The sequence below is a fragment of the Mycobacterium sp. BMJ-28 genome (assembly GCF_054404835.1).
Genome location: NZ_CM136783.1, coordinates 828,149 through 853,606 on the forward strand (window position 1 = coordinate 828,149; position 25,458 = coordinate 853,606).

At 66.3% G+C, this 25,458-nt stretch carries 19 protein-coding genes; 15 read left to right on the forward strand and 4 right to left on the reverse strand.

Annotated elements, in window-relative coordinates; translation table 11 throughout:
• Window positions 1–139: 139 nt before the first annotated feature.
• The 6 genes from ACXPWS_RS04185 to ACXPWS_RS04210 all read left to right on the forward strand — a co-directional run bounded on the left by ACXPWS_RS04185 (window position 140) and on the right by ACXPWS_RS04210 (window position 8,733).
• On the forward strand, window positions 140–2,032 hold the full coding sequence (locus tag ACXPWS_RS04185) for an ABC transporter ATP-binding protein (protein WP_458711229.1): 1,893 nt from the start codon (window positions 140–142) through the stop codon (window positions 2,030–2,032).
• Complete coding sequence (locus ACXPWS_RS04190; RefSeq protein WP_458711230.1) at window positions 2,029–3,846, forward strand: ABC transporter ATP-binding protein; 1,818 nt, start codon at window positions 2,029–2,031, stop codon at window positions 3,844–3,846. The genes ACXPWS_RS04185 and ACXPWS_RS04190 overlap by 4 nt, the downstream gene beginning before the upstream one ends.
• 294 nt (window positions 3,847–4,140) lie before the next feature.
• The gene (locus ACXPWS_RS04195) at window positions 4,141–5,421 is read left to right on the forward strand and encodes a peptidoglycan recognition protein family protein (RefSeq protein ID WP_458713408.1); all 1,281 of its coding nucleotides are present in this window, start codon (window positions 4,141–4,143) and stop codon (window positions 5,419–5,421) included.
• A 54-nt stretch (window positions 5,422–5,475) separates the two neighbouring features.
• Window positions 5,476–6,738 (forward strand): hypothetical protein, encoded by a 1,263-nt coding sequence (locus ACXPWS_RS04200; RefSeq protein WP_458711231.1) that lies wholly within the window; start codon window positions 5,476–5,478, stop codon window positions 6,736–6,738.
• 13 nt (window positions 6,739–6,751) lie between these two features.
• Window positions 6,752–7,387: a hypothetical protein gene (locus ACXPWS_RS04205; protein WP_458711232.1), complete on the forward strand. Its 636-nt coding sequence runs from the start codon at window positions 6,752–6,754 to the stop codon at window positions 7,385–7,387.
• Between the two features lie 167 nt (window positions 7,388–7,554).
• On the forward strand, window positions 7,555–8,733 hold the full coding sequence (locus ACXPWS_RS04210; RefSeq protein ID WP_458711233.1) for a nuclear transport factor 2 family protein: 1,179 nt from the start codon (window positions 7,555–7,557) through the stop codon (window positions 8,731–8,733).
• A 59-nt stretch (window positions 8,734–8,792) separates the two neighbouring features.
• On the opposite strand, the gene ACXPWS_RS04215 is transcribed toward ACXPWS_RS04210, so the two are convergent.
• Complete coding sequence (locus ACXPWS_RS04215) at window positions 8,793–9,632, reverse strand: helix-turn-helix transcriptional regulator (RefSeq protein ID WP_458711234.1); 840 nt, start codon at window positions 9,630–9,632, stop codon at window positions 8,793–8,795.
• 57 nt (window positions 9,633–9,689) lie between these two features.
• On the opposite strand from ACXPWS_RS04215, the gene ACXPWS_RS04220 reads away from it, so the two are divergent.
• Entirely contained in the window at window positions 9,690–11,405 is a 1,716-nt protein-coding gene (locus tag ACXPWS_RS04220) for an AMP-binding protein (RefSeq protein WP_458711235.1), read from the forward strand.
• A gap of 29 nt (window positions 11,406–11,434) precedes the next feature.
• The gene (locus ACXPWS_RS04225; protein ID WP_458711236.1) at window positions 11,435–13,042 is read left to right on the forward strand and encodes an AMP-binding protein; all 1,608 of its coding nucleotides are present in this window, start codon (window positions 11,435–11,437) and stop codon (window positions 13,040–13,042) included.
• Between the two features lie 45 nt (window positions 13,043–13,087).
• Here the strand turns inward: ACXPWS_RS04225 and ACXPWS_RS04230 are convergent, their stop codons facing one another.
• On the reverse strand, window positions 13,088–14,284 hold the full coding sequence (locus tag ACXPWS_RS04230; RefSeq protein WP_458711237.1) for an L-talarate/galactarate dehydratase: 1,197 nt from the start codon (window positions 14,282–14,284) through the stop codon (window positions 13,088–13,090).
• 214 nt (window positions 14,285–14,498) lie between these two features.
• Here ACXPWS_RS04230 and ACXPWS_RS04235 point away from each other — a divergent pair, with 214 nt between their 5' ends.
• Window positions 14,499–15,878 (forward strand): MFS transporter, encoded by a 1,380-nt coding sequence (locus ACXPWS_RS04235; RefSeq protein ID WP_458711238.1) that lies wholly within the window; start codon window positions 14,499–14,501, stop codon window positions 15,876–15,878.
• Between the two features lie 73 nt (window positions 15,879–15,951).
• Here the strand turns inward: ACXPWS_RS04235 and ACXPWS_RS04240 are convergent, their stop codons facing one another.
• Both ACXPWS_RS04240 and ACXPWS_RS04245 read right to left on the reverse strand, forming a co-directional pair.
• A complete protein-coding gene (locus tag ACXPWS_RS04240; RefSeq protein ID WP_458711239.1) occupies window positions 15,952–16,704 on the reverse strand; it encodes an IclR family transcriptional regulator in 753 nt (250 codons plus the stop codon).
• Complete coding sequence (locus ACXPWS_RS04245) at window positions 16,701–18,158, reverse strand: APC family permease (RefSeq protein WP_458711240.1); 1,458 nt, start codon at window positions 18,156–18,158, stop codon at window positions 16,701–16,703. The genes ACXPWS_RS04240 and ACXPWS_RS04245 overlap by 4 nt, the downstream gene beginning before the upstream one ends.
• Before the next feature lie 240 nt (window positions 18,159–18,398).
• On the opposite strand from ACXPWS_RS04245, the gene ACXPWS_RS04250 reads away from it, so the two are divergent.
• From ACXPWS_RS04250 to ACXPWS_RS04275, 6 genes are all read left to right on the forward strand, one after another.
• The gene (locus tag ACXPWS_RS04250) at window positions 18,399–19,907 is read left to right on the forward strand and encodes an aldehyde dehydrogenase family protein (protein ID WP_458711241.1); all 1,509 of its coding nucleotides are present in this window, start codon (window positions 18,399–18,401) and stop codon (window positions 19,905–19,907) included.
• A gap of 110 nt (window positions 19,908–20,017) precedes the next feature.
• Window positions 20,018–21,472, forward strand: coding sequence for an APC family permease (locus ACXPWS_RS04255; protein WP_458711242.1), 1,455 nt, complete (start codon window positions 20,018–20,020; stop codon window positions 21,470–21,472).
• Entirely contained in the window at window positions 21,469–23,397 is a 1,929-nt protein-coding gene (locus tag ACXPWS_RS04260) for a primary-amine oxidase (protein ID WP_458711243.1), read from the forward strand. Before ACXPWS_RS04255 ends, ACXPWS_RS04260 begins: the two co-directional genes overlap by 4 nt.
• 3 nt (window positions 23,398–23,400) lie before the next feature.
• Window positions 23,401–23,808 (forward strand): hypothetical protein, encoded by a 408-nt coding sequence (locus ACXPWS_RS04265; protein ID WP_458711244.1) that lies wholly within the window; start codon window positions 23,401–23,403, stop codon window positions 23,806–23,808.
• Window positions 23,809–23,810: 2 nt separating this feature from the next.
• Window positions 23,811–24,689, forward strand: coding sequence for a rhomboid family intramembrane serine protease (locus tag ACXPWS_RS04270; protein WP_458711245.1), 879 nt, complete (start codon window positions 23,811–23,813; stop codon window positions 24,687–24,689).
• Window positions 24,690–24,837: 148 nt separating this feature from the next.
• The gene (locus ACXPWS_RS04275; RefSeq protein WP_458713409.1) at window positions 24,838–25,452 is read left to right on the forward strand and encodes an ATP-binding cassette domain-containing protein; all 615 of its coding nucleotides are present in this window, start codon (window positions 24,838–24,840) and stop codon (window positions 25,450–25,452) included.
• Window positions 25,453–25,458 lie beyond the last annotated feature (6 nt).

A 25,458-nucleotide genomic window follows, 5' to 3' on the forward strand; every position in this document is an offset into this window, starting at 1 on the left:
AGTTGCGAACGGTTATTCGGTTGCCCGGCGTGGGAACATCGGAACCGGGGGTTCCCGGGGCGAGCGAAGCGACGGAGAAGACGTCAGTGCCGACGTAGATGTCGGTGACGTGAGTTAGACAGTCTTAGTGGGTGGGGTCATGGATACGGACGGAAGTGCGCTGCGCGGGGCACCGGCCATTGCGCCGCCGCCGCGCCGTATCCGCGCGACCTCGGACATCCTGCGCCTGCTGCCGTACCTGAAGCCCTACCGAGTGCGCTGGGCCGTCATGGTGCTGGCCGCATTCGTCAGCCTGGGTGCCACGGTGTCGATCCCGCTGATCACCAAGGCGGTGATCGACGGGCCGATCCGCCACCAGGACGAGCGCGGACTGTGGATCCTGGGCTCGGCCGCCACCGCCGTCGGCGTATCCGAGGCCGTGCTGTGGTTCATCCGCCGCTGGCTGGTGGCCCGCGCCACCATGGGTGTGGAAGCCGATATCCGCAAGGACCTCTACGCGCGGCTGCAGATCCTGCCGATGAACTTCCACGGCCGGTGGCAGTCCGGGCAGCTGCTGTCGCGGGTGATGAACGACCTCGGCACCATCCGGCAGTTCCTGTCCTTCGGTCTGCTGTTCCTGATGCTCAACTTCGTCCAGATCGTCGTCGTGACATCGATCCTGCTGGCGATGTACTGGCCGCTCGGGGTCGTCGTGGTGCTGTCCATCGCGCCGATCACCGCGACGGTGCTGCACTTCCAGCGGCAGTTCACCAAGCTGTCCCGACAGGCGCAGGACCAGTCCGGCAACGTCGCCACCCACGTCGAGGAGCAGGCCCTCGGGATGCGGGTGGTCAAGGCGTTCGGCCGGGAGGAGTACGCCTACGAGCGGTTCGACGAGCGGGCCTCCGACCTGTTCGACACCGAGGTCCGCAAGGTCGGCGTGTCCGCGAAATTCTGGACACTCCTGGAGGTCATCCCGACTGTCACGCTGATCGTCGTCCTCGGCGTCGGTGCCTATGCGGCGGGCCACGGGCTGGTCACCATGGGCACCCTGGTCGCGTTCATCACGATGATGCTGTCGCTGGTGTGGCCGATCGCCTCGCTGGGCTTCCTGCTGTCGATGACGCAGGAGGCAATGACGGCGGCCAACCGGGTCACCGAGATCTTCGACGCGCCACGCGAGATCACCGACGGGCCGGACGGCGCCACCCCGCGCGGCGGTCGGCTGGAACTCGTCGACGTCGGCTTCCGGTTTGCAGACAGCTCTGACTGGGCCTTACGGCATGTGAACCTGGCCGTCGAGCCGGGGGAGACCATCGCCCTGGTGGGTTCCACCGGGTCGGGCAAAACGGTGCTCGCCGCCCTGTTGTCCCGGCTCTACGACGTCACCGAGGGTCGGATCATGTTGGACGGCAAAGATATCCGCGACCTGTCACTGCCGGCGTTGCGGCGCGCGGTGGCCACCGCGTTCGAGGACCCGACGCTGTTCTCCATGTCGGTGCGGGAGAACCTGCAACTCGGTAACCCCGTCGCGAGCGAGGAGCAGCTCGCCGAAGCGGTCCGGGTGGCGGCTGCCGAGTTCGTCTACGATCTGCCGTTCGGTCTGGACACCCGCATCGGCGAACAGGGCATGAGCCTGTCCGGTGGTCAGCGGCAACGGCTTTCGCTGGCGCGTGCCATCCTGGCCCAGCCGTCGGTGCTGGTGCTCGACGACACCTTGTCCGCGCTCGACGTCCACACCGAGGCCGTCGTCACCGAGGCGCTGGGCCGGGTGCTGCGCGAGGTCACCGGCATCGTGGTGGCGCACCGCGCCTCGACGGTGTTGCTCGCCGACCGGGTCGCGCTGCTCGAGGGCGGCACCATCACACATATCGGCACGCACGGCGAACTGCTGGCCGGCGTGCCCGAATACCGCTATCTGCTGGCTGCCGACGACGAGCTCGATGACGGCGCCGAGCGCGCCTGCGACTGGGAAAACGACGAATGCCGTTCTCAGCTGGAGCATCTGCACCTGGAGGATGAAGCGCTGACCACCTGGGAGCGTCAGCGATGAGCACCACGGACTGGCGCGGACAGGCGGTCGAGTCCGCCGACGATTCGGTGATCGACGAAACCGTGTCGCGGCGCGGCGAAGCGCGCGCCCTGTTGTTCTCACTACTGCGGCCCTACCGCGCGGTCATCGCGGTGCTGGCGATCATCGTCGTGGTCGAGAACGCCGCGCGGCTGTCGGTGCCCATCCTGGTGCAGCGCGGGATCGATCATGGCATCCCGCCGATCCTGGCCGACGGTTCGGCGCGCGAACTGGTGGTCATCCTGGCGGTGCTGTGCGGTGTGGTCATCCTGCAGGCCGGCAGCCGCATGGTGTTCCTGCGCCGGTCCGGACGCATCGGCCAGCGGGTGCTGCTGGAATTGCGGCGCAAGCTGTTTCGTCACTTCCAGCGTCTCGACGTGGCCTTCCACGACCGCTACACGTCGGGCCGGGTGGTCGCCCGGTCCACCAATGACATCGAGGCCATCCAGGAGATGCTGTCGACGGGGTTCGACGGGCTGATCACCGCCGTGCTGACGATGTGTGGCACCGCAGTGCTCCTGTTGGTGCTGGACTGGCGGCTGGGCCTGATGTGCTTGTGCGCCTTCCCCATTCTGGTCGGGCTGGTGTGGTGGTTCCGTACCGAATCGTCGAAGACCTACTTGTTGGTGCGCGAGGCTGCGGCACTGGTCATCGTGCAGTTCGTCGAGACCATGACCGGCATCAAGGCCGTGCAGGCGTATCGCCGCGAGCCGCGCAACCAGGAGATCTTCGAAGACGTTGCCGACCAGTACAAGTCGATCAACGAGCGCGCCTTCAAACTGATGGCGATCTTCATGCCCAGCGTGCGGTTGGTCGGCAACATCGCCACCGGGGTGGTGCTGCTCTACGGTGGCTACCTGGTGCTCGAAGGTCGGATGACGCTCGGCACGCTCACCGCGTTCCTGCTGTACCTGCGCATCTTCTTCGAGCCGATGCAGGAGATCTCGCAGTTCTTCAACACCTTCCAGTCGGCGTCGGCCGCGCTGGAGAAGATCTCCGGGGTGATGGCCACCGAGCCCGGGATCCGCGATCCGTCGGATCCGGTGCGGTTGGCAGCGGTGCGCGGGGAAGTCGACTTCCGCGATGTGCGCTTCGATTATGTGCCGGGCCGCCCGGTGTTGCCGGATCTGACGCTGAACCTGCCTGCCGGGCAGACGGTGGCGCTGGTGGGGACCACGGGTGCGGGCAAGACCACCATCGCCAAACTCATTGCGCGGTTCTATGACCCGGTCTCGGGTGTGGTCAGCCTGGATGGGGTCGACCTGCGCGATATCGAGCAGGCCGAACTGCGCCGGCACGTGGTGATGGTGACCCAGGAGAACTTCATGTTCGAGGGCACCGTCGCCGACAACATCCGCTTCGGCAGGCCGTCTGCGACCGATGCCGAGGTGCGCGCCGCCGCGGAGGCCGTCGGCGCGGACCGGTTCATCGACGCCCTGCCTGAGGGGTACGCCACCGATGTCGCCAAACGCGGTGGCCGGCTCTCGGCGGGGCAGCGTCAGCTCATCGCGTTCGCGCGGGCGTTCCTGGCCGATCCCGCGGTGCTGATCCTGGACGAGGCGACGTCCTCGTTGGACATCCCGAGCGAGCGCCTGGTGCAACGGGCTCTGGTGACGGTGCTGGCCGACCGCACCGCCGTGGTGATCGCGCACCGGCTCTCCACGGTGTTGAGCTCCGATCGGGTGCTGGTGCTGGAGCACGGGCGGATCGTCGAGGACGGGTCGCCCAATGAATTGATCGATGCAGGCGGGCATTTCGCCGGGTTGTACCGGGCGTGGGAGGACTCGCTGGCGTAGGTCGTGACCATCGGGTGACTGTGGGCGCTGTGCACGCCGAATCGCGCAAGTGCGTACACGGCCCCCACTGTCGGCGGCGCTACAGGGGGCCGATGACCAGCGGCAAGCGCTCGCTATCTCGAGGCGGTCAGCTTCGTCGGACGGGGTGACACCCGAAGAGACGTAGCCCCGGCCGGTCCCCTGTGCCCGGAATCAGGTACTGCACTACTCACGTCCCCGGACCGGACGGGAAATACGTTCATCACGAGCCCGCTGTCGCGGGTCCCGACATGAACAAGAAGGGATGTGAGTGACATGCCCGCCTACACCAAAGACGACATCGCCCGCGCCATCATCGGTGAGGGCTCCCGCCGTGGCATCAGTGCTCGCGGAATCCAAATCGCCCTCGCGACAGCACTTGTCGAATCCAATCTGACGATGTACGCCAACAACGGCGACCCCGAATCACTGCGGTTCCCGCACGACGCCTTGTCCTTCGACGCCAACTCGGTCGGCGTCTTTCAGCAGCGTGCGCCGTGGTGGGGGACGGTCGAGGATCGGATGGACCCGGCGCGCTCGGCCGGCCTGTTCTACGCGGCCCTGCAGCGTCTGGACTACGACTCCACCGCGCACTCTCCCGGCTGGTATGCCCAGCAGGTCCAGCGATCGGCGTTTCCGAGTCGCTATGACGAGCGCTTCGCTGCGGCGACACAGATCTACAACCGGCTCGCGGCCGAAGTCTCCGCGACGGATAGTCCCAGGACACCTGATGCGGTGGTACTGGCCGTGGCCACCGCCGTGGGCAAGACCGTATCTGCCCCGCCGTTCCGCCAACTCGACTTCATCACCGGTGGCGGACGCTCCCCACGCACCCGCAAGCCCACGAACTGGTTGCTGCATACCGAGGAGGGCAACTCGTCGGCCGAACAACTGGCCCGCTACTGCGACGGGTCGCACAACGTCTCTTACCACTACACCTTGCGTGACGGCGTGTTGTGCAAGGTGGTCGACACCGACTCCGCCAGCTGGTCGGTGTTGTCGGCGAACGCCTTCACCCTCAACCTGTGCTTCGCCGGATCCAAGGCGGGGTGGTCGCGTGCGCAGTGGCTGGCGATCGAATCCGATATCGAGATCGCGGCCTACATCGCCGCCAGGGACTGCGGAATCTATTCGATCCCAGCCGATGTCATCATGCCGCCGTACCACGCCGCGCCGGGCATCAGCGATCACAAGTACGTGACCGAGGAACTGCACATCGGTACTCATCACGACGTCGGTGACAACTTCCCGTGGGATGTGTTCGCCCAGTACGTCAACAAGTACGCGACTGCGGTACTCACGGGGACGAACGCGGGCACCGGCACGGTTTCACAAACCGGTGTGGTGCTGCAGCGCGGGTCCACCGGCCCGATGGTCGAGAAGTTACAGGAACGTCTGCGTACTGCTTATTCGGCCTACGCCGGGCACTTGGTCGTCGACGGTAGCTACGGTGCACTGACCGAAGCCGCGGTGCGCGAATTCCAGCACCGCGCAGGGCTGACGGTCGACGGGATCGCCGGACCTGTGACGTTGGCTGCGCTGGGCCTCAAACTCTGAAAGGATCTGCGCCGCAAGGTATATGACCTTCCAGTGAAGTGAGGTGAGAACACGATGTCTGTGGTGCCAGCAACAAAGGTCGGCGACACCGACCCCACCATCCCGCAAGCCAAGGGCTACCTCCGTCGATTCAGTTACGGCAGAGGGCTCGACGCCGGCCCGATATACACCGAACTGTTCGGCTCGGTGCTGCGCACGTTCGCGGCGGCCCGCAACAGGGAGATCGACCGCGGCGACAGACTCGGTCCGAAGATCAACACCGATGGAGTTTTCGACCCGGTGATGAAGGTGCAGCTCGAGATCGTGCAGCGCGGCGCGCCGCTGCCGCCAACGCCGATCGCCCATCGGAAGATCTATTTCTACTCGGCACCGGGCAGTGGTGCAGACTTCAACATCGGTCCGTCCTGGGATGTCGGCGAGTATGCGCGCAATATCCTCAACATCAACCACATTCCGCTGCAGTTCCCCAAGGGCGGCTACCTCGGCCTCATGGGTGGTGATCCCGGTCTGAGCTACGTCGACGTCATCACCGCCGAGGATGAAGATCTTGCACAACAACTTTCGGTGAATCCCGACATCGATGACCCAGAGCTCGAGCTGTGGTTCAGCGGGTACTCGCAGTCCGCGGACGGTATGAAGCGCAGTATCCTGCGACTGTTCGGCTCGGGTGGAAAATTCGAGCACCTGCGCAGCCGGATCAACGGTCTTGTGTTGTTCGGTGATCCGTCTCGTCAACCCGGGCCGGCGCGGATCAGTAGCATTCCCGCGCTCTACCGCAATCCGCCCGGTTGGGGCATCAGCCGGCTGCTCGTACCCGACTGGCTGAATGCCATCACCTACTCGATCACCACCGAAGGTCCGAGCGGACCGGATATGTACGCATGCACCGCCGGCGACAACGTCCCGCCCGACGATGAGACGCTGCTGCCGCTGTTCTATGAATGGTTCGTCCAGGCCGAAACGGAACTCCCGTTCGTCGGATTCTCGGCGAGCATCATCATCCCGGCCCTGACCAGTTATCTCGGGATAGTCGGTCTTTTCGTCGGACCGGCGGTCGCCGGCCTCGCCGGCATCAGCCTGGAGTTCGCCGGCATGCTCGTCAACAGCTACGGCGGCAAAAGCGCCGATCCGGAGAAGGTGGCGTTCCTCAAGGCGAATGTGCTGGTTTCCCCGCGGGGTGTGACCCGGGTGATCAAGACGCTGGCGAGCCTGCCCGGCATCCAGACACACGGTGAGTATCACCTGCCCAAGCCGGAGTTCGGCGGCCGTACCGGAATCCAGGTGGGGTGCGACATCCTCGCGGCCTTCCGCAGGTGAGAAGGGTGACAAGATGACCGACCCGAACGAGACGGCGGCAGTCCCCGATGTCGATACACCGGGCATCGAGATCCAGGACCCGATCGAGGTGACTCCACCTCAGACGCAGGAGGGTTCGCTACTCGAGCGGGTGAACGCAACATGGATCGCCGTATTCGTGATCGTCGCGCTGGCGATCAGTGGTGCCATCGCGATCTGGCTGACGGTATACGTCGTCACTCACGACGATCCAACCGAACAGCAGGACTTCGACCAACTGTCCAGGATTGCCGATCCGCTGCAATCGATCGCCACCCTGATGATCGGGACGATCTTCGGCTTCTCGGTGCAAAGCGGTGCATCGGCGCTCAACAAGCAACGGGCAGACAAGAACAAGGATGAAGCCGACGACCAGTACCGGCGAGCGACCGAGAACGCCAAGCGGGCCTCGGCCAATGCCAGGGTCGCGGCCGTCCAGGCGAAGACCGGCCATGCGCTGCGTGACGCGATGGATGAGATGCGCCAGCACATCTCTGCAGTACCGGTGGCGGCACCCGACTCCGCAGCGATTCTCACGTCTCTCGGGTCAACCCGTGGCGTCGAGGAAGCGCTCGCGAACGCCGATACCAACCTGCTGGATCCTCGGGACTTCGAACGGTATCTACGGTGACCTGACAGCTCACGGACGTAGCGCTTGGCCCGCTCGGCGGACGATGCCTTTGACGCGCGGACAGATGCCGCCTATCATTCGGATAATCAATGATACAAGTTGAATATACGAATCGATGGACGGCGGTGACTCCGCCATGCGGCAGTTCCGACAGTGAGAGCGAAATCATGCGCAAAGAAGTACATGGTCGGTACCGCGGTGCCACATCGGGCGAACGACGCATGCTGCGCGCCGCGGTCGTGTTCGGCGCCGTTGCCGCAATCGGAGCCGGCAACGGGATCGTTCCGGTGGCCCATTCCTCGGTGGTTGTTCCGAGGCAGGTAGCTGCACCAGCGGTCTCGTTGATGGCCAGTGTCGCCGACGCGGACGCCGAGACGGCAGCGATCGAGCTGCTCAAGGCGACGTATTTCAATGACGTCGATACCAAGAACTGGGCGGCACTGCGCCGACTCTTCAGTCCCGACGCTGTGGTCGACACCACCGGTTCGTCAGGGCCGTACTTCCCCAGCCGCGATCCGTTCATCGTTTTCACCGCGTTGACGCTCAGTGCAATCAACACCCGCCACCAGGGTTACGACCCGGACATCGAACTGACGTCCGACACGACTGCCAGCGCCGTATGGACCATGCAGGACAGGCTTTCCCTGGCCGGCCTCGTCACGATCCATGGCTCCGGCCACTACACCGATCAGTATGAGAAGGTCAACGGCGAGTGGGTGGTTACCTACTCCAAACTCACCCGCACCGGCTACGCGTTGGAATTCACCGCTTTCGACAAGTTCGTGGCCGGGATCAAGAAGGCCTACAACAAGGGCGGTCCCGTCGCGGCACTTCTCCAGGTCGTCCCCGGCCTCGTCGAAATCCCCGTCAGCGTCGTCAGGAACCTCGTCGGCGCCCTCGCAAGCAACTTCGGAGGACCACCCGCAAAGGCGGACCCGATCACCGTTCCGGAAGGCTCCACCGGCGTCACCACCGAGCCTCCGGGTGGGACCGCCAGGACTTCCTCGGCCGTTGCCGACTCGACATCGGCGTCATCGGGAAAGACGGTCACCCTCAAAACGACGGCGCGGACCGCAGGGGCATCGGGTGCCAAGGCGACGTCGTCGGCGGCAGAGGCGACCGAGGGAACCACGAAATCTCAAGCGCCTACTGCCAAACCGGCGAAGGAGCCGAGACCAGCTATCAAAACCACCAACGACACTTCCGGGGCGGGATCGAGTACCACGACTGAGTCCACCGGTCAGAATCACTCGAGCGGTTCCAGTTCCACCTCACCCGACGGCGCCGGTCACAAGAGCGCCGACGGTGCTGAATCCAAGTCGTCGGAGTCCTCGGGCGAGTCGTAGCCCTGATCCGACTCGCAATCACTGCAGCGCCGGCAGCCGGCCGGTCCGGACATAGCGGCTCACGGAATCAACCGCCCCCGCCGGGCCCGCGACACCGCCTCATGCCGAGTCTTCGTACCGAGTTTCGCTGCGGCACTTCGCAGATAGCTTTTCACCGTTTCCGGCTTGAGGGAAAGCCGTTGCGCCGCCTCGGCGTTGGTGCACCCCAAGGCAACCTGGGCCAGCACGTCGATCTCCCGGGCGGTCAGTGGTGCGGCGGTCGGTGTACCGCCCGACAACGCCGCCCCCAGTCGTTCGGCCAGCACCCGCAGCTGGCCCTGCAACTCGGCAGGTGCATCGGCGGCCAGCCGGCGCAGGTCGGCGTGCACCTCGCGGATCTGCTCGGGATTGGCCACACGATCTGCGGACCCGGCCAGGTGTGCCTCCCGGTGCCGCAACCGGCGGTCCACCTCGTCGCGCACCCGCAACTCGTACGACAGCCGCCGTGCCGAGCCGACCATCACGTCGACGGCCCGGCCGCCGATCGGGGCGGCGGAACGGTACGCACCGTAGAGCATCGCCCGTGCCCGACCGTCCACCAGCACCGGCACCGCGAGCACCGCGCGGATGCCTTCGCTGAGCACCGGCGCGTCGTAGTCGTGGGTGATGCTCACGTCGTGTCGGTAATCGGCGACCGTCATCGGCCGTCCGGCCACCATGCTCGCCCCGCCCAACCCGGACCGCGACCGCACCACCAGACCGCGCAGCCCGCCGGTGCGGGTGCCGACGAACTCGGTGAGCAACAGCGCGTCGTCGTGCACCTCGCCGCCGAACAGCACCGGAACAACCGCCTCGGCGGCCACTCGCCGCAGTTCGGCCCGCACCGCGTCGGTATCGCGGGGCCTTAACAGCGGCTGCACAGGATTCCCCTCTTTCGGGGGTAGCGGACGGATCGATGTGACGTAGATCCTATCTGCATGGCGACGAACACCGACCTCTACCGCGATGCCCGCGACCATCTTGTCGACGTCATCGCCGATTACGAGAAAGCCGTCGAGACGTTCCGGTGGCCGGCGATCACCGGTTCGTTCAACTGGGCAATCGACTGGTTCGACGTCATCGCGCACAACAACCAGCGCACCGCGCTGTGGATCGTCGAGCAGGACGGCAGTGAGCGCAAGGTCAGCTTCGCCGAGATGGCGCAGACCTCCGACCGGGTCGCGACGTGGCTGCGCGGACTGGGGGTGCGCAAGGGGGACCGGGTTCTGGTGATGCTCGGCAATCAGGTCGAGTTGTGGGAGGCGATGCTCGCGGTGGCCAAGCTCGGCGCGGTGATCATGCCGACCACCAGTGCGCTGGGAGCCGAGGACCTCACCGACCGGATCGTCCGCGGCGGCGCCCGGTTCGTCATCGCCAATTCCTCGGATGCGCCCAAATTCGACGAGGTACCCGGTGACTACGTGCGTATCGCGGTGGGCGACGCCCCCGGAGCCGCCCCGGCGGCGACATCGGGACCGGTTTGGCACCGCTACGAAGACGCCTACCAGACCAGCCCGCAGACGCACCCGACAGTGACCACCGTGGACGATCCGCTGCTGGTGTACTTCACCTCCGGCACCACCAGTAAGCCAAAACTGGTCGAACATTCCCAGATCTCCTACCCGGTCGGGCACATGTCGACGATGGCGTGGATCGGCGTGCGCCCCGGTGACGTGCACCTGGCCATCAGCTCACCGGGCTGGGCCAAGCACGCCTGGAGTTGCTTCTTCGCGCCGTGGATCGCCGAAGCGACCATCTTCGTCTACAACTACAGCCGCTTCGACCCGGTAGCGCTACTCGCCCAGATCCACCGGGCCGGGGTCAGCACATTCTGCGCCCCGCCCACCGTGTGGCGGATGCTCATCCAGGCCGACCTCGGATCCAAACCCGAAGACCTGCGCGAGATCCTGGGCGCGGGGGAGCCGCTGAACCCCGAGGTGATCGAGACGGTGCAACGCGCCTGGGGCTTGACCATCCGGGACGGGTTCGGGCAAACCGAGACCACCCTGCAGGTAGGCAACACGCCGGGGCAGCCGGTCAAGGCGGGCTCGATGGGCCGGCCGATGCCGGGGGTGCCGGTGGTGTTGATCGACCCGCTCACCGGGGAAGCTGCCGACGAGGGCGAGATCTGCCTGGACCTCTCGAAAGCACCGCTGAACCTGATGACCGGCTATCTCGATGACCCGCAACGCAATACGGCGGTGATGCACGGCGGTTTCTATCACACCGGAGATGTGGCCAGCCGTGACGCCGACGGCTACATCACCTACATCGGCCGCACCGACGACGTGTTCAAGTCCAGTGACTACAAGGTGTCGCCGTTCGAACTGGAAAGCGTGCTGATCGAGCATCCCGCCGTGGTGGAGGCCGCCGTGGTCCCGCAACCGCACGAAACCAGGTTGGCGATCCCGAAAGCCTATGTCGCACTTGCCGACGGCTGGGCCGCCGATGCCGGCACCGCACGCGCCATCATGGAATACGCCCGTGACCACCTGGCGCCGTACCTCAAGGTGCGCCGGGTGGAGTTCTTCGAGCTGCCCAAGACCATCTCCGGCAAGATCCGGCGCGTCGAACTCCGGCGGCGCGAAGATGAAGCGCACGGATCCGGTTCGCCGATCCCGACCGAATACCGCTACGAGGATTTGGTGGACTAATGGGGCGAGCGAAGCGACGGGAATGTGAAATGCAGAGCCATGACGCCGGGCCGACCGAAGTCCCCATCCTCGAAGACACCATCGGGTCCAACTTCGAGCGCACCGCCGCCGCTTATCCGGACATCGAGGCGCTGGTCGACTGCACACAAGGCACCCGGTGGACCTATCGCGAACTCGACGACGAAATCGATCTGGTGGCAAGGGGTTTGATGGGGCGCGGGATCGCCAAGGGCGACCGGGTGGGCATGTGGTCACCGAACCGTTCCGAGTGGGCCATCGTCCAGTACGCGACGGCGAAGATCGGCGCGATCCTGGTCAACATCAACCCGGCCTACCGCACCCATGAACTGGCATATGTGCTCAACCAGTCGGGTGTGCGGATGCTCATTTCGGCCACCGAGTTCAAGAGTTCGGACTACGTCGCGATGGTCGACGCCGTGCGCCCGGAAGCGCCCACGCTGACCGAGGTGATCTTCCTGGGCACGGCCGACTGGGACGCGTTGCGTTCCAGCGCGGTGGCGCCCGAGGAACTGGCGGCGCGCCAAGCGACGCTGTCCAACACCGATCCGATCAACATTCAGTACACCTCGGGCACAACGGGTTTCCCGAAGGGCGCGACCCTGTCGCACCGCAACATCCTGAACAACGGGTTCTTCGTCACCGAGGGCATCAACCTGGCGCCGGGGGACCGGCTGTGCGTCCCGGTGCCGTTCTATCATTGCTTCGGCATGGTGATGGGCAACCTGGGCTGTACCACCCACGGTGCCACGATCGTCATCCCCGCACCGGGATTCGACCCCGTGTCGACCCTGAAAGCCGTTGAATCCGAACGCTGTACCGCGTTGTACGGGGTGCCGACGATGTTCATCGCCATGCAGAACCACCCGACGTTCTCCGAGTGGGATCTGTCCTCGCTGCGCACCGGCATCATGGCGGGTTCGGTCTGCCCGATCGAGGTGATGAAGCGCTGCATCAACGATATGCACATGGCCGAGATCGCCATCGCCTACGGGATGACCGAGACCTCGCCGGCGTCCTGCCAGACCCTGCACGACGATGACCTGGATCGGCGCACCGCGACCATCGGCCGGGCCCACCCGCACGTCGAGGTGAAGATCGTCGACCCGGATTCCGGGGACATCGTCGAACGCGGTCAGCCCGGTGAGTTCTGCACCAAGGGTTACTCGGTCATGCTGGGCTACTGGGAAGACCCGGACAAAACGGCCCAGGCGATCGACGACGACGGCTGGATGCACACCGGAGATCTGGCGGTGATGCGCGAGGACGGGTACTGCACCGTCGTCGGCCGGATCAAGGACATGGTGATCCGTGGTGGTGAGAATGTGTATCCACGCGAGGTCGAGGAGTTCCTGCACACCCACCCGGCCATCGAGGACGCCCAGGTGATCGGCGTGCCCGACGCCAGATACGGCGAGGAGATCTGCGCCTGGATCAAGATGAAGCCCGGTGCGCAACCGTTGGACGCCAACGCCGTTCGGGCCTTCGCCGAGGGCAGGCTGGCGCATTTCAAGATTCCGCGCTACGTCCAGCTGGTCGACGAGTTCCCGATGACCGTCACCGGCAAGATCCGCAAGGTGCAGATGCGTGAGGAAAGCGTGCGCATCCTGGGACTGTGATTTCGGCGCGCTCACCCGCGCTGACCGCAGGTGAGCGCGCCGAAATCAGCTGAAGTCGGCGGTGCCGACGGTCCAGGCGCGGGCCTGCTCGCTGAGGGTGAAGCCGAGTCCGGGGCGCTCGGACAGATGCATGCGGCCGTCGCGGATCTCGAGGTGCTCGTTGAACAGCGGGTCGAGCCAGTCGAAGTGCTCAACCCACACGCCGTGCGGGTAGGTGGCAGCCAGGTGCAGATGGATCTCCATCGCGAAATGCGGTGCCAGCTGCAGGAACTTCTGCTCGGCCAGCGTCGACAGTTTCAGGAACTGGGTGATGCCGCCGATGCGCGGGGCGTCGGGCTGGATGATGTCGACGGCGTCGGCGTCGATGAGCCGCTGATGTTCGCCGACGCTGGCCAGCATCTCGCCGGTGGCGATCGAGGTGTCCAGCGCGCGGGCCAGATGCGCGTGGCCCTCGGCGTCGTAGGCGTCCAGCGGCTCTTCGATCCACACCAGGTTGAACTTCTCCAGGATGCGGCCCATCCGCATCGCGGTAGGGCGGTCCCACTGCTGGTTGGCGTCGACCATCAGCGGCACGTCATCGCCGAGGTGTTCGCGCACCTTCTCCAGCCGGGCAATATCGGTACGCCAATCGGGCTGTCCCACTTTGATCTTGATGCCGCCGATGCCACTGGACAGCGCCGCCGACGCATTCTCCAGGACCTGCTCGATGGGGGTGTGCAGGAACCCGCCGGAGGTGTTGTACGTCGGCACCGAGTCGCGGTGGCTACCGATGAGTTTGGCGATCGGCAGGTTGGCGCGCTTGGCCTTGAGGTCCCACAACGCGATGTCGAAGGCGGCGATGGCCTGGGTGGCCACGCCGCTGCGGCCGACCGAGGCACCGGCCCAGACCAGCTTGGTCCAGATCTTGGCGATGTCGTTGGGGTCTTCGCCGATCAGGACCGGGGCCACCTCGCGGGCGTGGGCGAACTGGGCGGGCCCACCGGCGCGCTTGGAGTAGCTGAACCCCACGCCGGAGTGCCCGCCCGCGGTGTGGATCTCGGCGAACAGGAAGGCGACCTCGGTCATCGGCTTCTGCCGGCCGGTGAGCACTTTGGCGTCGCTGATCGGGTTCTGCAGCGGCAAGGTGATCGACGACAGCGTCACCCGGTCGATGCGGTCCTGCGTGGCCGCGCCCGCTGCCAGGGCCTTGATCGCGGCGTCGGGCTCGCTGAGTGCACTGCTGACGGGAGCGGTGGTGGTCATGGCTTCCACGGTAGGGACGCCGTCTCATTCAGTCCAACACCGATTGTGGATTTATTGATGCAGCCCCGGCATGGGAATTGTCGATGCTCAAACGGCATCACCGGATACCGAATCGGGCTTGGACGTGAATGTATCCCGCTGCCTAAAGTCGGCCGAGGTCGATATGTGACCTGAACCACCCGGCCGTTCGCGACCGGCCATGCAAGGAGCTTCCATGAATCCCGTATCCGCAGTGCCGGTCGACCATGCTCGCCGGGCCCCGGCGGCCAAAGCCGGCCATGTGCGTTACGTCATCCTGGCCATGTTGTTCGCGGTCACCGTCATCAACTACGCCGACCGGTCCACCATTTCGATGGCCGGCGACGCCATCCAGGACGCCCTCGGCATCGATGCGGTGACGCTGGGCTACATCTTCTCCGCGTTCGGGTGGTCCTATCTGATCGCCCAGATTCCGGCCGGCTGGCTGCTGGACCGCTACGGCTCCAAGAAGGTCTACTGCGCGGCGATCCTGACCTGGTCGATCTTCACCGTCTGTCAGGGCTTCGTCGGCAACTTCTCGATGGGCACCGCCGTCGGCCTGCTGTTCCTGCTGCGACTGCTGGTCGGCCTGGCCGAAGGACCGTCGTTCCCGGGGAACTCGCGGATCGTCGCGGCGTGGTTCCCCACCAAGGAGCGCGGCACCGCGGCGGCGATCTTCAACTCCGCGCAGTACTTCGCCACCGCGGCCTTCTCGCCGCTGATGGGCTGGCTGGTGGTGTCTGCCGGCTGGGAGCACGTCTTCACCATTGTCGGTGGCATCGGTGTGCTGTTCGGCCTGCTGTGGATCGTCGTCATCTACGCGCCACGCAACCATCCGCGGCTGAGCGAGGCCGAGCTGGACTACATACGCGAGGGCGGCGCGCTGGTCGACATGGACGCCGGTGCCGCAGTACCGGCAGAAGCCAAGGGCACCAACCAGTTTCACTACGTCAAGGCCTTGCTCAAGAACCGGATGATGCTGGGCGTCTACTTCGGCCAGTACTTCATCAACACCATCACCTGGTTCTTCCTGACCTGGTTTCCTGTCTATCTCGTGCAAGAGCGGCACATGTCGATCCTCAAGGCCGGGTTCATCGCCTCGCTGCCGGCCATCTGCGGCTTCGTCGGCGGCATCCTGGGCGGCGTGCTCTCCGACGGGCTGATGCGCCACGGCTGGTCGCAGACCAAGGCGCGCAAGTTGCCCATCGTGGTCGGGCTGCTGCTGGCCACCGTCATCATCGGCTGCAACTATGTCGATGCGTCGTGGCTCGTGGTGCTGCTGATGGCGGTGTCGTTCTTCGGTAAAGGGTTGGGCGCCTTGGGCTGGGCGGTGGTCGCCGACACCGCGCCCAAGGAGATCGCCGGCCTGTCCGGCGGGGTGTTCAACACCTTCGGCAGCCTGGCGGCCATCACCACCCCGATCGTGATCGGCTATCTGGTCAAGACCCAGGGTTCCTTCGAACTCGCGCTGCTCTATGTCGGGCTCAGCGCGGTACTGGCCCTGGTGTGTTACGTCGTCGTGGTCGGGCCCATCAAGCGGCTGGACATCGCCGACCTGGAGCCGGCAGCGCGTTAGCGTTCGCCGAGATCGACGAAATGCCGGCACGCTCTCGCACTTTGCGGCCCAAAGGTGAGTTTGGGCGTACTGACTAGGCCAGGAGTGGGCTGAGCCGGGCCGCGCACTCTCGCAATACCGGGACCTGGCGGATCAACAGCTGGTGCTGCTCGGCGCGGGCCGACATCGCCACCGCGGCCACCAGTGCCCCGGCGGCGGAGCGAACCGGGACCGCGACACACGCCGAATCCTCGCGCAGCTCGCCGCCTTGGGCGGCCATGCCCTGGTCGCGGATCTCGTCGAGTTGTTGCACCAGAAGCGATCTGGAGGTGACGGTGCGCCCGGTCAATCCGTGCAGCGGCGAACTGAGCAGGGTGTCGATATCGCGCTTCTCGGCGAGCAACAACTTGCCGACGGCGCAGGCGTGCAGATGGTGGTTGAGCACCGATTCGTCCGCAGGAGGCGGGTATTCGCTGTCGGAGTCGGCAAGCCGCACCGAGGTGTTGGTGAAATAGAACAGATGCACACCGAAGCGCACCGACAGCCGCAGCTCGGCCAGTGTTTCGCGGGCCGCGGTGCACACCGTCGGTGACACCGCCGCGTCGATGAGCACCCCCATCCGCGGGCCGAGCGAGAACCCGGACAGGTCCGGGAGCCGGACGATATAGCCGTCCGCCACCAGCAGATTGAGCAGCCGGTAGGTGGTGGCCGACGGCATACCGAGGCGATCCGCAATTTCCTTCGCAGTGACCCCCGTGCCCGCCAGTGCGATGGCCTCCAGAACCTGCAGTGCGCTCTGCACCGCCTTGGGCTGGCGGCCGGACAGGGCGCCGTCGGTAGGGCTCACCGGCGCACCTCCCACGGGTTGTAGTCGGCGAACACGTCACCGGCGACCGTCTCGTCGAACACCCCGACCCGCTCGGCGAGGTCGGGCACGCTGCGCCGGCGCCAGCCGAATGCGGCGAAACCCGCGGTCAGCAGTGCGGCGTACACAGCGGTGGCGATCCACACCGGGGACGCCACGGTCAGCGCTGCCCAGCCGATCAAAGCGATCATCAACGCCGCGGCCGACAGCCCGATCACCACGGGGGTGCGGGTGAGTTCGCCGATCCGGCGCAGGAACGCCGGGGCGGCCAGGCATACCAGTAGATACGCCCCGATATAGCCGTGCGCCGAGATCGCGAGCAGGCCGACGAGCACCTCGCGGCTCGATCCGGCGATGAACAGGTAGCAGACCGGCACCCCCACGATGACCGGCACGGCCAGGAGCAGCGCCACATGCGGGGTCCGGTACACCGGATGTGCGCGCCCGACCCGCGCCGGGATCACGCCCTCGCGGCCCATGGCGAACAGCGTGCGGGACAGTGCGGTGGTGGATCCGATGACACAGGCGAACCACGATGCCGTGATCCCTAGTTCCATCACGATCGACAGCACCGTCGACGCGGTACCCGCATTGTCCGGCAACGCCAGCACGATGGGCACGGAACCGATTCCGGCCCGGATGGTTCCGGTGGATTGCATGGCCGCGGCGAAGGTGTACAACACACCGAGCGCCAGCGGTGACCACCGGATAGCCCGGGTCACCGTGACGAATGGGCGCTGCGCCTCGCGGGCCACCGTGCCCGCGCTCTCGAATCCGACGTATGACGTGACGGCCAGCAGCAGCGCGAAACCGAGCGCCGAATGATCAGCCGGCGCAGCGGTTCTCGGTGGGTCGTGACCGCCGGCGACCGAGCCGGTGAAGGCGATCACCAGCACCACGGCGGCCACCACGATGGCGAACACCTCGATGGTCAGCGAGATGCGCGCCGACAGCCGGATGCCGCGCACCATCAACGCCCAGGCCACGATGCCGACCAGAACCGCCAGCACGGCGATGGTCGGCCGGCCGTCCGGTATACCCACCCGGCCGAGCAGTGCGGTGAGATAGCTCGCCGCACCGAGGGTGCTGGCCATCGCCGCGGCAGCGTAGCCGATCACCACGGACCACCCGGCTGCGATTCCGGCGATCGGGCCCAAGCCTTTGACGGTGTAGCTGTACAGCCCGCTGACGGCGACCATCCGCGTGCTGAACTGGGTGATGCAGTAGCCCACCGCGGCCATCAGCAGCGCGGTGGCCACGAACACCGGCAGCGTCGCGTGCCCCGCCGCTGGAATGACCAGCGCGGGCAGCGTGACCATCACCGCTGACGGTGCCACCGCCGACACCGACTGCCCCAGCACCTGGGCGAACGACAGCTGGGCCCGTCGCAACCCGGACACCGGTGAGCTGCTCCGCATCGCCCGTCTGCCACTCACTTCGGCAACGTAGCCGATCACGCACCCCGGCACAGCGCTGTCAGGTAAATCTTCGAAAACTTCAAATGAGAATCGCGCCGGCTGAGTGCGTCTGATGCCAACCTCTACACCCATAAGCTGCGAATTCCCGACGTCCGAATGAGAATGGCGGCAACGATTCAAATGAGAATGCAAAAGTGCGAAAAACCCATTAGGAATTAGTGGTGACGCAGACCACATCGGGGCGTAATCATGGCCGTCATGACAACCGTGCTGAGCTCACAGCTGGATCCGCGCACCGCCGAGTTCGTGTCCGTACCCCGGCAGATGTACATCGACGGGCAATGGGCGGACGCGCGCTCCGGACGCCGCTTCGACACCGTCGACCCCGCCACCGAGCGGGTGATCACCACCGTCCCGCACGCCGGGCCCGAGGACGTCGAACGTGCCGTCGTCGCCGCGCGCGGCGCCTTCGAGGAAGGGCCGTGGCCGGCGATGACCCCGGCGCAGCGGCAGCGGATGATCTGGCGGATCGCCGAGGGCATCACCGCCCGCGCCGACCAGTTCGCCGAGCTGGAGAGCATCGACAACGGCAAGTCGGTGGCCGTGGCCAAGGCCGTCGACGTCACCTGGGCCGCCGAGATCTTCTACTACTACGCGGGCTGGGCCACCAAGGTCGAGGGCCGCACCGTCCCGGTGTCGGTGCCGTGGGCGCCCGGCAGCCGGTTCCACGCCTTCACCTTGCGTGAGCCGGTCGGTGTCTGTGCCCAGATCATCCCGTGGAACTTCCCGCTGGTGATGGCGGCCTTCAAGGTCGCACCGGCGCTGGCCTGCGGAAACACCGTCATCCTCAAGCCGGCCGAGCAGACGCCGCTGACCGCGGTGCTGCTGGCCGAGGTGATCGCCGAGGCCGGTGTGCCCGACGGGGTGTTCAACCTGCTGACCGGGTTCGGTGACATCGGTGCCGCGCTGGCCGCGCATCCGGGCGTCGACAAGGTCGCTTTCACCGGCTCCACCGAGGTCGGCCGCAAGATCGTCAACGCCGCATCGGGCAACCTCAAGAAGGTCTCCCTGGAACTCGGCGGCAAAAGCCCGCAGGTGGTGTTCGCCGACGCCGACCTGGATGCCGCCATCCCCGGGGTGGCCAGCGGATTCCTGTTCAACCACGGCCAGACCTGCACGGCGGGCACCCGCCTGCTGGTCGAGGACGCCATCTTCGACGAGTTCACCGCGGGTGTCGCCGCGCACGCGGCCGGACTGCGGATCGGGCCCGGGCTGGATCCGACCAATGACATCGGGCCGCTGGTGTCCAGGGAACAACTCACCAAGGTGACCGGCTACCTGGACGCCGGGATCGAGCAGGGTGCCCGCGCGCTGGCCGGCGGCGGCCGGCACGGTGACACCGGCTTCTACGTGCAGCCGACGCTGCTGGTGGACGTGCGCGACGACTTCAGCGTCTACCGGGAGGAGATCTTCGGCCCGGTCGCGGTGGCCGTGCCGTTCAACCGGGACCAGGGGCCTCAGGCCCTGAAAGACATGGCGAATGACACCCCGTACGGGCTGGCCGCCAGCGTCTGGACCCGCGACGTGTCCACCGCTCATCGGGTGGCCGCCCAGATCAAGGCCGGCACGGTGTGGGTCAACTGCCACAACGCGTTCGACACCGCGCTGCCGTTCGGCGGCTACAAACAATCCGGTTGGGGCCGCGAACTCGGTGAGGGCGCCATTGCCGAATACACCCAAACCAAGGCCGTCAATATCGCGCTCTGAATGGACGCAGATCGAATGAGAATGCACCGGGCGGGCCATTCTCATTTGAACTCACCGAAGCCTTACCGCACGGCAACCAATTCACATTCAATTCCATCGAAGGTAGACCCATGACAACTGACGCAGTCCTGGACCCCGGCCACACGGCCGACGGTCAGGCGCACCGATTGGCCGGCAAACTCGGCCCCACCGCCATCGTCTTCATGGTCGTCGCCGCGGCCGCACCCCTGACCGTCGTCGCGGGCACCTTCCCGATCGGCATCGCCGCGGGCAACGGCGCAGCCTTCCCGGCGTCCTACGGGGTCTGCACCGCGGTGCTGCTGCTGTTCGCCGTCGGGTTCACCGCGATGGCCCGGCACATCCGCGGCGCCGGTGCCTTCTACACCTACATCGCACACGGCTTCGGCCGCCACGTCGGATTGGGCGCGGCCTTCCTGGCCCTGCTCTCCTACACCGCGGTGCAGGGCGGCGTGTACGGCTATGTCGGCGCAGCCCTGAACGAACTCGTCACCAGCCATGGCGGGCCGGCGGTGCCCTGGTACCTGTACGCACTGGCGATGATGGCGATCGTCGGGACGCTGGGCTATCGGCATATCGAGCTGTCCGGCAAGGTGCTCGGGGTACTGCTGGTCTGCGAGGTCGGCATCGTGCTGGTGATCAATGCCGCGGTGATCGGCCGCGGCGGCCCGGAGGGGCTGTCCACGGCGGTGCTGCACCCGAGTGAATTCTTCAGCGGCGCACCGGGAATCGCACTGATCTTCGCGCTGGCCGGGTATATCGGCTTCGAGGCGACGGCGGTCTTCCGCGATGAGGCCAGGGACCCGGAACGCACCATTCCGCGGGCCACCTATGTCGCGCTGCTGCTCATCGGTGGCTTCTACGCGCTGTCCAGTTGGACCATGGTCAGTGCCTGGGGAGATGCCGGTGCGGTCACCGCGGCCACCGACAGTCCGGCCACCATGCTGACCGACACGGCCAACCGTTATCTCGGCTCTGTGGCTGGTGATGTGGTGCAGATCTTCCTCATCACAAGCCTTTTCGCCGCACTGCTGTCCTTCCACAACGTGCTTGCCCGGTACGTCTTCGCCCTCGGCAACACCCGTGCGCTGCCGCAGCAATGCGGACGATCGCATGCCCGGCACGCGTCGCCGCACATCGCGTCGGCGTTGCAGACGGTCTCGGCGCTGGTGCTGGTGGTGGTCTCGGTACTGGCCCACCTCGACCCCGTCACGCAGGTGTTCACCTGGTTCGTCGGTGCGGCGTCGGTCGGCATCGTCGTGCTGATGATGCTGACCTCGGCCGCCGTGGTGGTCTACTTCCGCCGCACCCGGTTGGACACCCGGTTGTGGCACACCGTGATCGCCCCGGGCCTGGGCTTTGTGGGCCTGGCCGTGCTGTCGGTGATGACCGCCGTCAATCTGCCGCTGCTGGTCGGCGGGTCCGGCACCCTGGCCGGTGTCATCGGGGTGCTGCTCGCCGGCGCCTTCCTCGGCGGTGCCGCGGTCGCGGTACTGCGCCCACACGCCGGTCACCAAGAAATCACCGAGAAGGAGATTGCCCGATGAGTACCGCATTTGTCGAAACCCCCGCCACCACCGGAAGTCCCGACCATCCGTTGAACCCGTTGAGTGCCGAGGAGATCCGCACCGCCCGGCGCATCGTCACCGAGCACGGGCTGCTCGGCGACCGGGTGCGCTTCGTCTTCGTCGCGCTGGAGGAGCCGCACAAGAAGGTCGTGCAGGCCTACGCCCCCGGTGACCCGATCGACCGCCGGGCCCGGGTGTTGCTGCTGGACCGGGGCAGCGGCCAGGGCAGTGATCTCCTGGTCTCGGTGACCCAGGGCAAAGTGCTCACCGTCGAACATGTGGACGCCGGCGTCGACGGCCACGTGCCGATCCTGGACCAGGAATTCGAGGACATCGAGGCCTTCCTGCTGGACTGCCCGGAATGGCTGGCCGCGATGGACAAGCGCGGGCTCACCCACGCCGATGTGCGCGCGGTGCCGCTGTCGGCGGGCGTCTTCGGGCACGAGGACGAGGTGGGCCGGCGCATCGTCCGGGTGCTGGCCTTCTATCAGTACGACGCCGCCGACCTGCCGTGGGCGCACCCCATCGACGGGGTGGTGGCGTATGTGGACCTCACGGAGCGCCGGGTCACCAAGGTGATCGACGAGATCGAACTGCCGCTGCCCGCCGAACGCGGCCAATGGGATGCCGCGCCGCACGCGGTGCCGCCGCGCACCGACCTCAAGCCCATCGAGATCACCCAGCCCGAAGGGGCCAGCTTCACCGTCGAAGGCAACCAGATCAGCTGGGCAGACTGGAAATTCCGGTTCGGGTTCGACGTCCGCGAGGGTCTGACCCTGCACCAGCTGTCCATCGCGGGCCGGCCTGTGGTGTACCGCGCGTCCATCGCCGAGATGGTGGTGCCCTACGCCGACCCGTCGCCGGTGCGGTACTGGCAGAACTACTTCGACCAGGGTGAGTACCTGTTCGGCCGGTACACCAATTCCCTTGAACTGGGCTGCGATTGCCTGGGTGAGATCAAGTACTTCGACGTCACCATCGCCGACGAGGACGGTAACCCGAAGGTGATGAAGAACGCGATCTGCCTGCACGAGGAGGACTACGGCGTGCTGTGGAAGCACACCGACATGTTCAACGGGATGGCCGAGGTGCGGCGGTCGAGACGACTCGTCATCTCGTTCTTCTTGACCATCGGCAACTATGACTACGGGTTCTACTGGTACCTGTACCTGGACGGCACCATCCAGCTGGAGGCCAAGGCCACCGGCATCGTGTTCGCCTCGGCCTACCGTGGGCCCGACGGGTTCTCCACCGAAATGGCACCCGGGCTGGGCGCGCCGTTCCACCAGCACCTGTTCTCGGCACGGCTGGACATGGAGGTCGACGGGCAGGCCAACGTCGTCGAGGAGGTCGATGCCGTGGCCGTGCCGATGGGCCCGGAGAACCCATGGGGTAACGCCTTCCGGCCGCAGCGCACCCGACTGACCCGGGAGTCCGAGGCGATGCGGACGGCCGACAACCTCAAGGCGCGGGTGTGGCACATCACCAACCCGGAGAAGACCAACCGGCTGGGCCAGAACGTCGGCTACGCGCTGCATCCCGAAGGCCAGCCGGCGCTGCTGGCCCACCCGACCAGCTCGATCGCCCAGCGTGCGGCGTTCGCCACCAAGCATCTGTGGGTGACGAAATACGACCCCGCCGAACGGTATCCGGCCGGCCGGTTCGTCAACCAGAACCCGGGCAATGCCGGCCTGCCGGCCTACGTCGCGCAGGATCGTGATATCGACGGCCAGGACATCGTGGTGTGGCACACCTTCGGGCTGACGCACTTCCCGCGCCCGGAGGACTGGCCGGTGATGCCGGTGGATTATGCCGGGTTCAAACTCAAGCCGGTGTCGTTCTTCGACCGCAACCCCGCGCTGAACGTTCCCGCTGCGCCGAAGGCGCACTGCTGCGAAAGTTAGACGATGTCGACCGTCAGCCACACGTCCGCCGTCTTCGGGCGGCGGGCGTGTGCGGTGGTGGCGGGCGGGTCGGCCGCGCTGCACGCCACGATGATCGGTCACGCCGGTAACCCGGTGCTGGCCGTGCTCATCGTCGCGATGGCGGCGGCCTGCCTGTTCTGTGCCTACGAACTGTGGCGCGGATGCGGCGTGCGGACCTGGTGTGTGGTCGCGGTGATGAACCTGGCGATGATCGCGGCGCACTGGTCGGTGCCCGCCCACCAGCACGGGGCGGTGCTGCCGGGCCGACCGGCCGAGCCGATGTCGGCGCTGATGGGGCTGGCCACCGCGGTGTCGCTGACCGAGGCGGTGATCGCCACCGCGGTGCTCTACGCGCTCACCAGGCGACGGGACGCATCGGCCATCATGTAGGCATGACCGTCCCACCGCCGCAGATGCCGCCACAGGCGCCGCCGCCCTGCTACCGCCATCCCGGCCGGCCGGCCCATATCCGGTGCAACCGCTGCCAGCGCTCCATCTGTCCCGACTGCATGCGTGACGCGGCGGTGGGGCATCAGTGCGTGGAGTGCGTGAACGCCGGTGCGGCGACGGTGCGCCAGGCCGAGGGCCGGTTCGGCGGCAGGCCGGCCGGGGAGACCCCGTATGTCACCTACGCGCTGATCGCGGTCAACGTGCTGATGCTCGTTCTGCAGATGACCTCACGCGATCTGGAGAGCCGGCTCACGCTGTGGCCGCCCGCCGTCGCCGATGGTGAGTACTACCGCCTGGTGACGTCGGCGTTCCTGCACTACGGCGTCGCCCATCTGTTGTTCAACATGTGGGCCTTGTTCGTCATCGGCCCACCGCTGGAACGGCTGCTGGGACGGGCCAGGTACGGCGCGCTGTACGGCTTGTCCGCGCTCGGTGGATCGACGCTCGTCTTTCTCATCGCGCCGCTGAACACCGCGACCGCGGGCGCTTCGGGGGCGGTGTTCGGGTTGTTCGGTGCGACCTTCGTGGTGGCCCGCAAACTGCGACTCGATGTCGGGTGGGTGGTGGGTCTGATCGTGCTGAATCTCGCCTTCACCTTCGTCGGTCCGATGTTCGGTACGGGGGCGATCAGCTGGCAGGGCCATGTCGGCGGGCTGGTGACGGGTGCGGTGGTATCGGCCGGGCTGGTGTATCCGCCACGGGCACAACGCAATCTGGCGCAGACCGTACTGGTGGTCGGGTTGCTGGTGTTGTTCCTTGGGTTGATCTGGTGGCGCAGTGTGCAGCTGCTCAGCATGTTCGATGGTTGGAATCTCGGTTAGCGCTCCCCGGTGCGCCGTTTTCTGCACCAGGGCCGTGACGAGCCGGAATCTGTGACCCTCACGTAGAAAACCACGCCCGGTCAGCCCGGTGTGTTGAGATGACTCAGTGGCAGAACCAGAGCCGGCAATCACGGCCCGCGGCATCAGAATGACCGGGCCGTGGGGCCCGGTGTACGGCCCGATCGATCTGGACGTGGACGCCGGCGGGGTGAGCGTGCTGGTCTATCCCACCGGCACGGGCCGCACCGCCCTGTTGATGACGTTGGCCGGCCGGATGAAACCCGTCGAAGGACAGGTCACGGTGTTCGGTCACAGCCGGGCCCGCGATATCTTCGCCAACTCGGCGTTGGCCTGCATCGATGAGCTGGACGCGGTGGCCGAATCGGTGACGGTGCGCGACCTGGTCACCGAACAGAAGCGGTGGGACGCATCCTGGTACCGCTTCGTCGGGCCGGCCGATCAGCAGGACCTGGCGCGGCTGTGCGCCCCGGTGTTCGGTGAGTTGGCGCCGCCCGCGCTGACGGCATATTTCGACGAACTCACCGAGCTCGAGCGGACCCTGCTACGGATCGCGCTGGCCAACACCGCGGCACCACCGCTGCTGGTGGTCGGCAACCTCGATCACATCACCGACGACGACAACCGCGACATCGTGCTGCAGCGACTCGTCGCGCTGGGGGAGAGCCAGACCGTCATCACCGCAACCGTCAACGGCGTCACCGACCAGAATGTCCGCGCTCAGCTCAACGTGGGGAGTGAGTAAGCCGTG

Coding starts and splice junctions, on each gene's coding strand:
- ACXPWS_RS04185 (WP_458711229.1), top strand. CDS start 140: ATGGATACGGACGGAAGTGCGCTGCGCGGGGCACCGGCCATTGCGCCG.
- ACXPWS_RS04190 (WP_458711230.1), top strand. CDS start 2,029: ATGAGCACCACGGACTGGCGCGGACAGGCGGTCGAGTCCGCCGACGAT.
- ACXPWS_RS04195 (WP_458713408.1), top strand. CDS start 4,141: ATGCCCGCCTACACCAAAGACGACATCGCCCGCGCCATCATCGGTGAG.
- ACXPWS_RS04200 (WP_458711231.1), top strand. CDS start 5,476: ATGTCTGTGGTGCCAGCAACAAAGGTCGGCGACACCGACCCCACCATC.
- ACXPWS_RS04205 (WP_458711232.1), top strand. CDS start 6,752: ATGACCGACCCGAACGAGACGGCGGCAGTCCCCGATGTCGATACACCG.
- ACXPWS_RS04210 (WP_458711233.1), top strand. CDS start 7,555: ATGCGCAAAGAAGTACATGGTCGGTACCGCGGTGCCACATCGGGCGAA.
- ACXPWS_RS04220 (WP_458711235.1), top strand. CDS start 9,690: ATGGCGACGAACACCGACCTCTACCGCGATGCCCGCGACCATCTTGTC.
- ACXPWS_RS04225 (WP_458711236.1), top strand. CDS start 11,435: ATGCAGAGCCATGACGCCGGGCCGACCGAAGTCCCCATCCTCGAAGAC.
- ACXPWS_RS04230 (WP_458711237.1), bottom strand. CDS start 14,284: ATGACCACCACCGCTCCCGTCAGCAGTGCACTCAGCGAGCCCGACGCC.
- ACXPWS_RS04235 (WP_458711238.1), top strand. CDS start 14,499: ATGAATCCCGTATCCGCAGTGCCGGTCGACCATGCTCGCCGGGCCCCG.
- ACXPWS_RS04250 (WP_458711241.1), top strand. CDS start 18,399: ATGACAACCGTGCTGAGCTCACAGCTGGATCCGCGCACCGCCGAGTTC.
- ACXPWS_RS04255 (WP_458711242.1), top strand. CDS start 20,018: ATGACAACTGACGCAGTCCTGGACCCCGGCCACACGGCCGACGGTCAG.
- ACXPWS_RS04260 (WP_458711243.1), top strand. CDS start 21,469: ATGAGTACCGCATTTGTCGAAACCCCCGCCACCACCGGAAGTCCCGAC.
- ACXPWS_RS04265 (WP_458711244.1), top strand. CDS start 23,401: ATGTCGACCGTCAGCCACACGTCCGCCGTCTTCGGGCGGCGGGCGTGT.
- ACXPWS_RS04270 (WP_458711245.1), top strand. CDS start 23,811: ATGACCGTCCCACCGCCGCAGATGCCGCCACAGGCGCCGCCGCCCTGC.
- ACXPWS_RS04275 (WP_458713409.1), top strand. CDS start 24,838: ATGACCGGGCCGTGGGGCCCGGTGTACGGCCCGATCGATCTGGACGTG.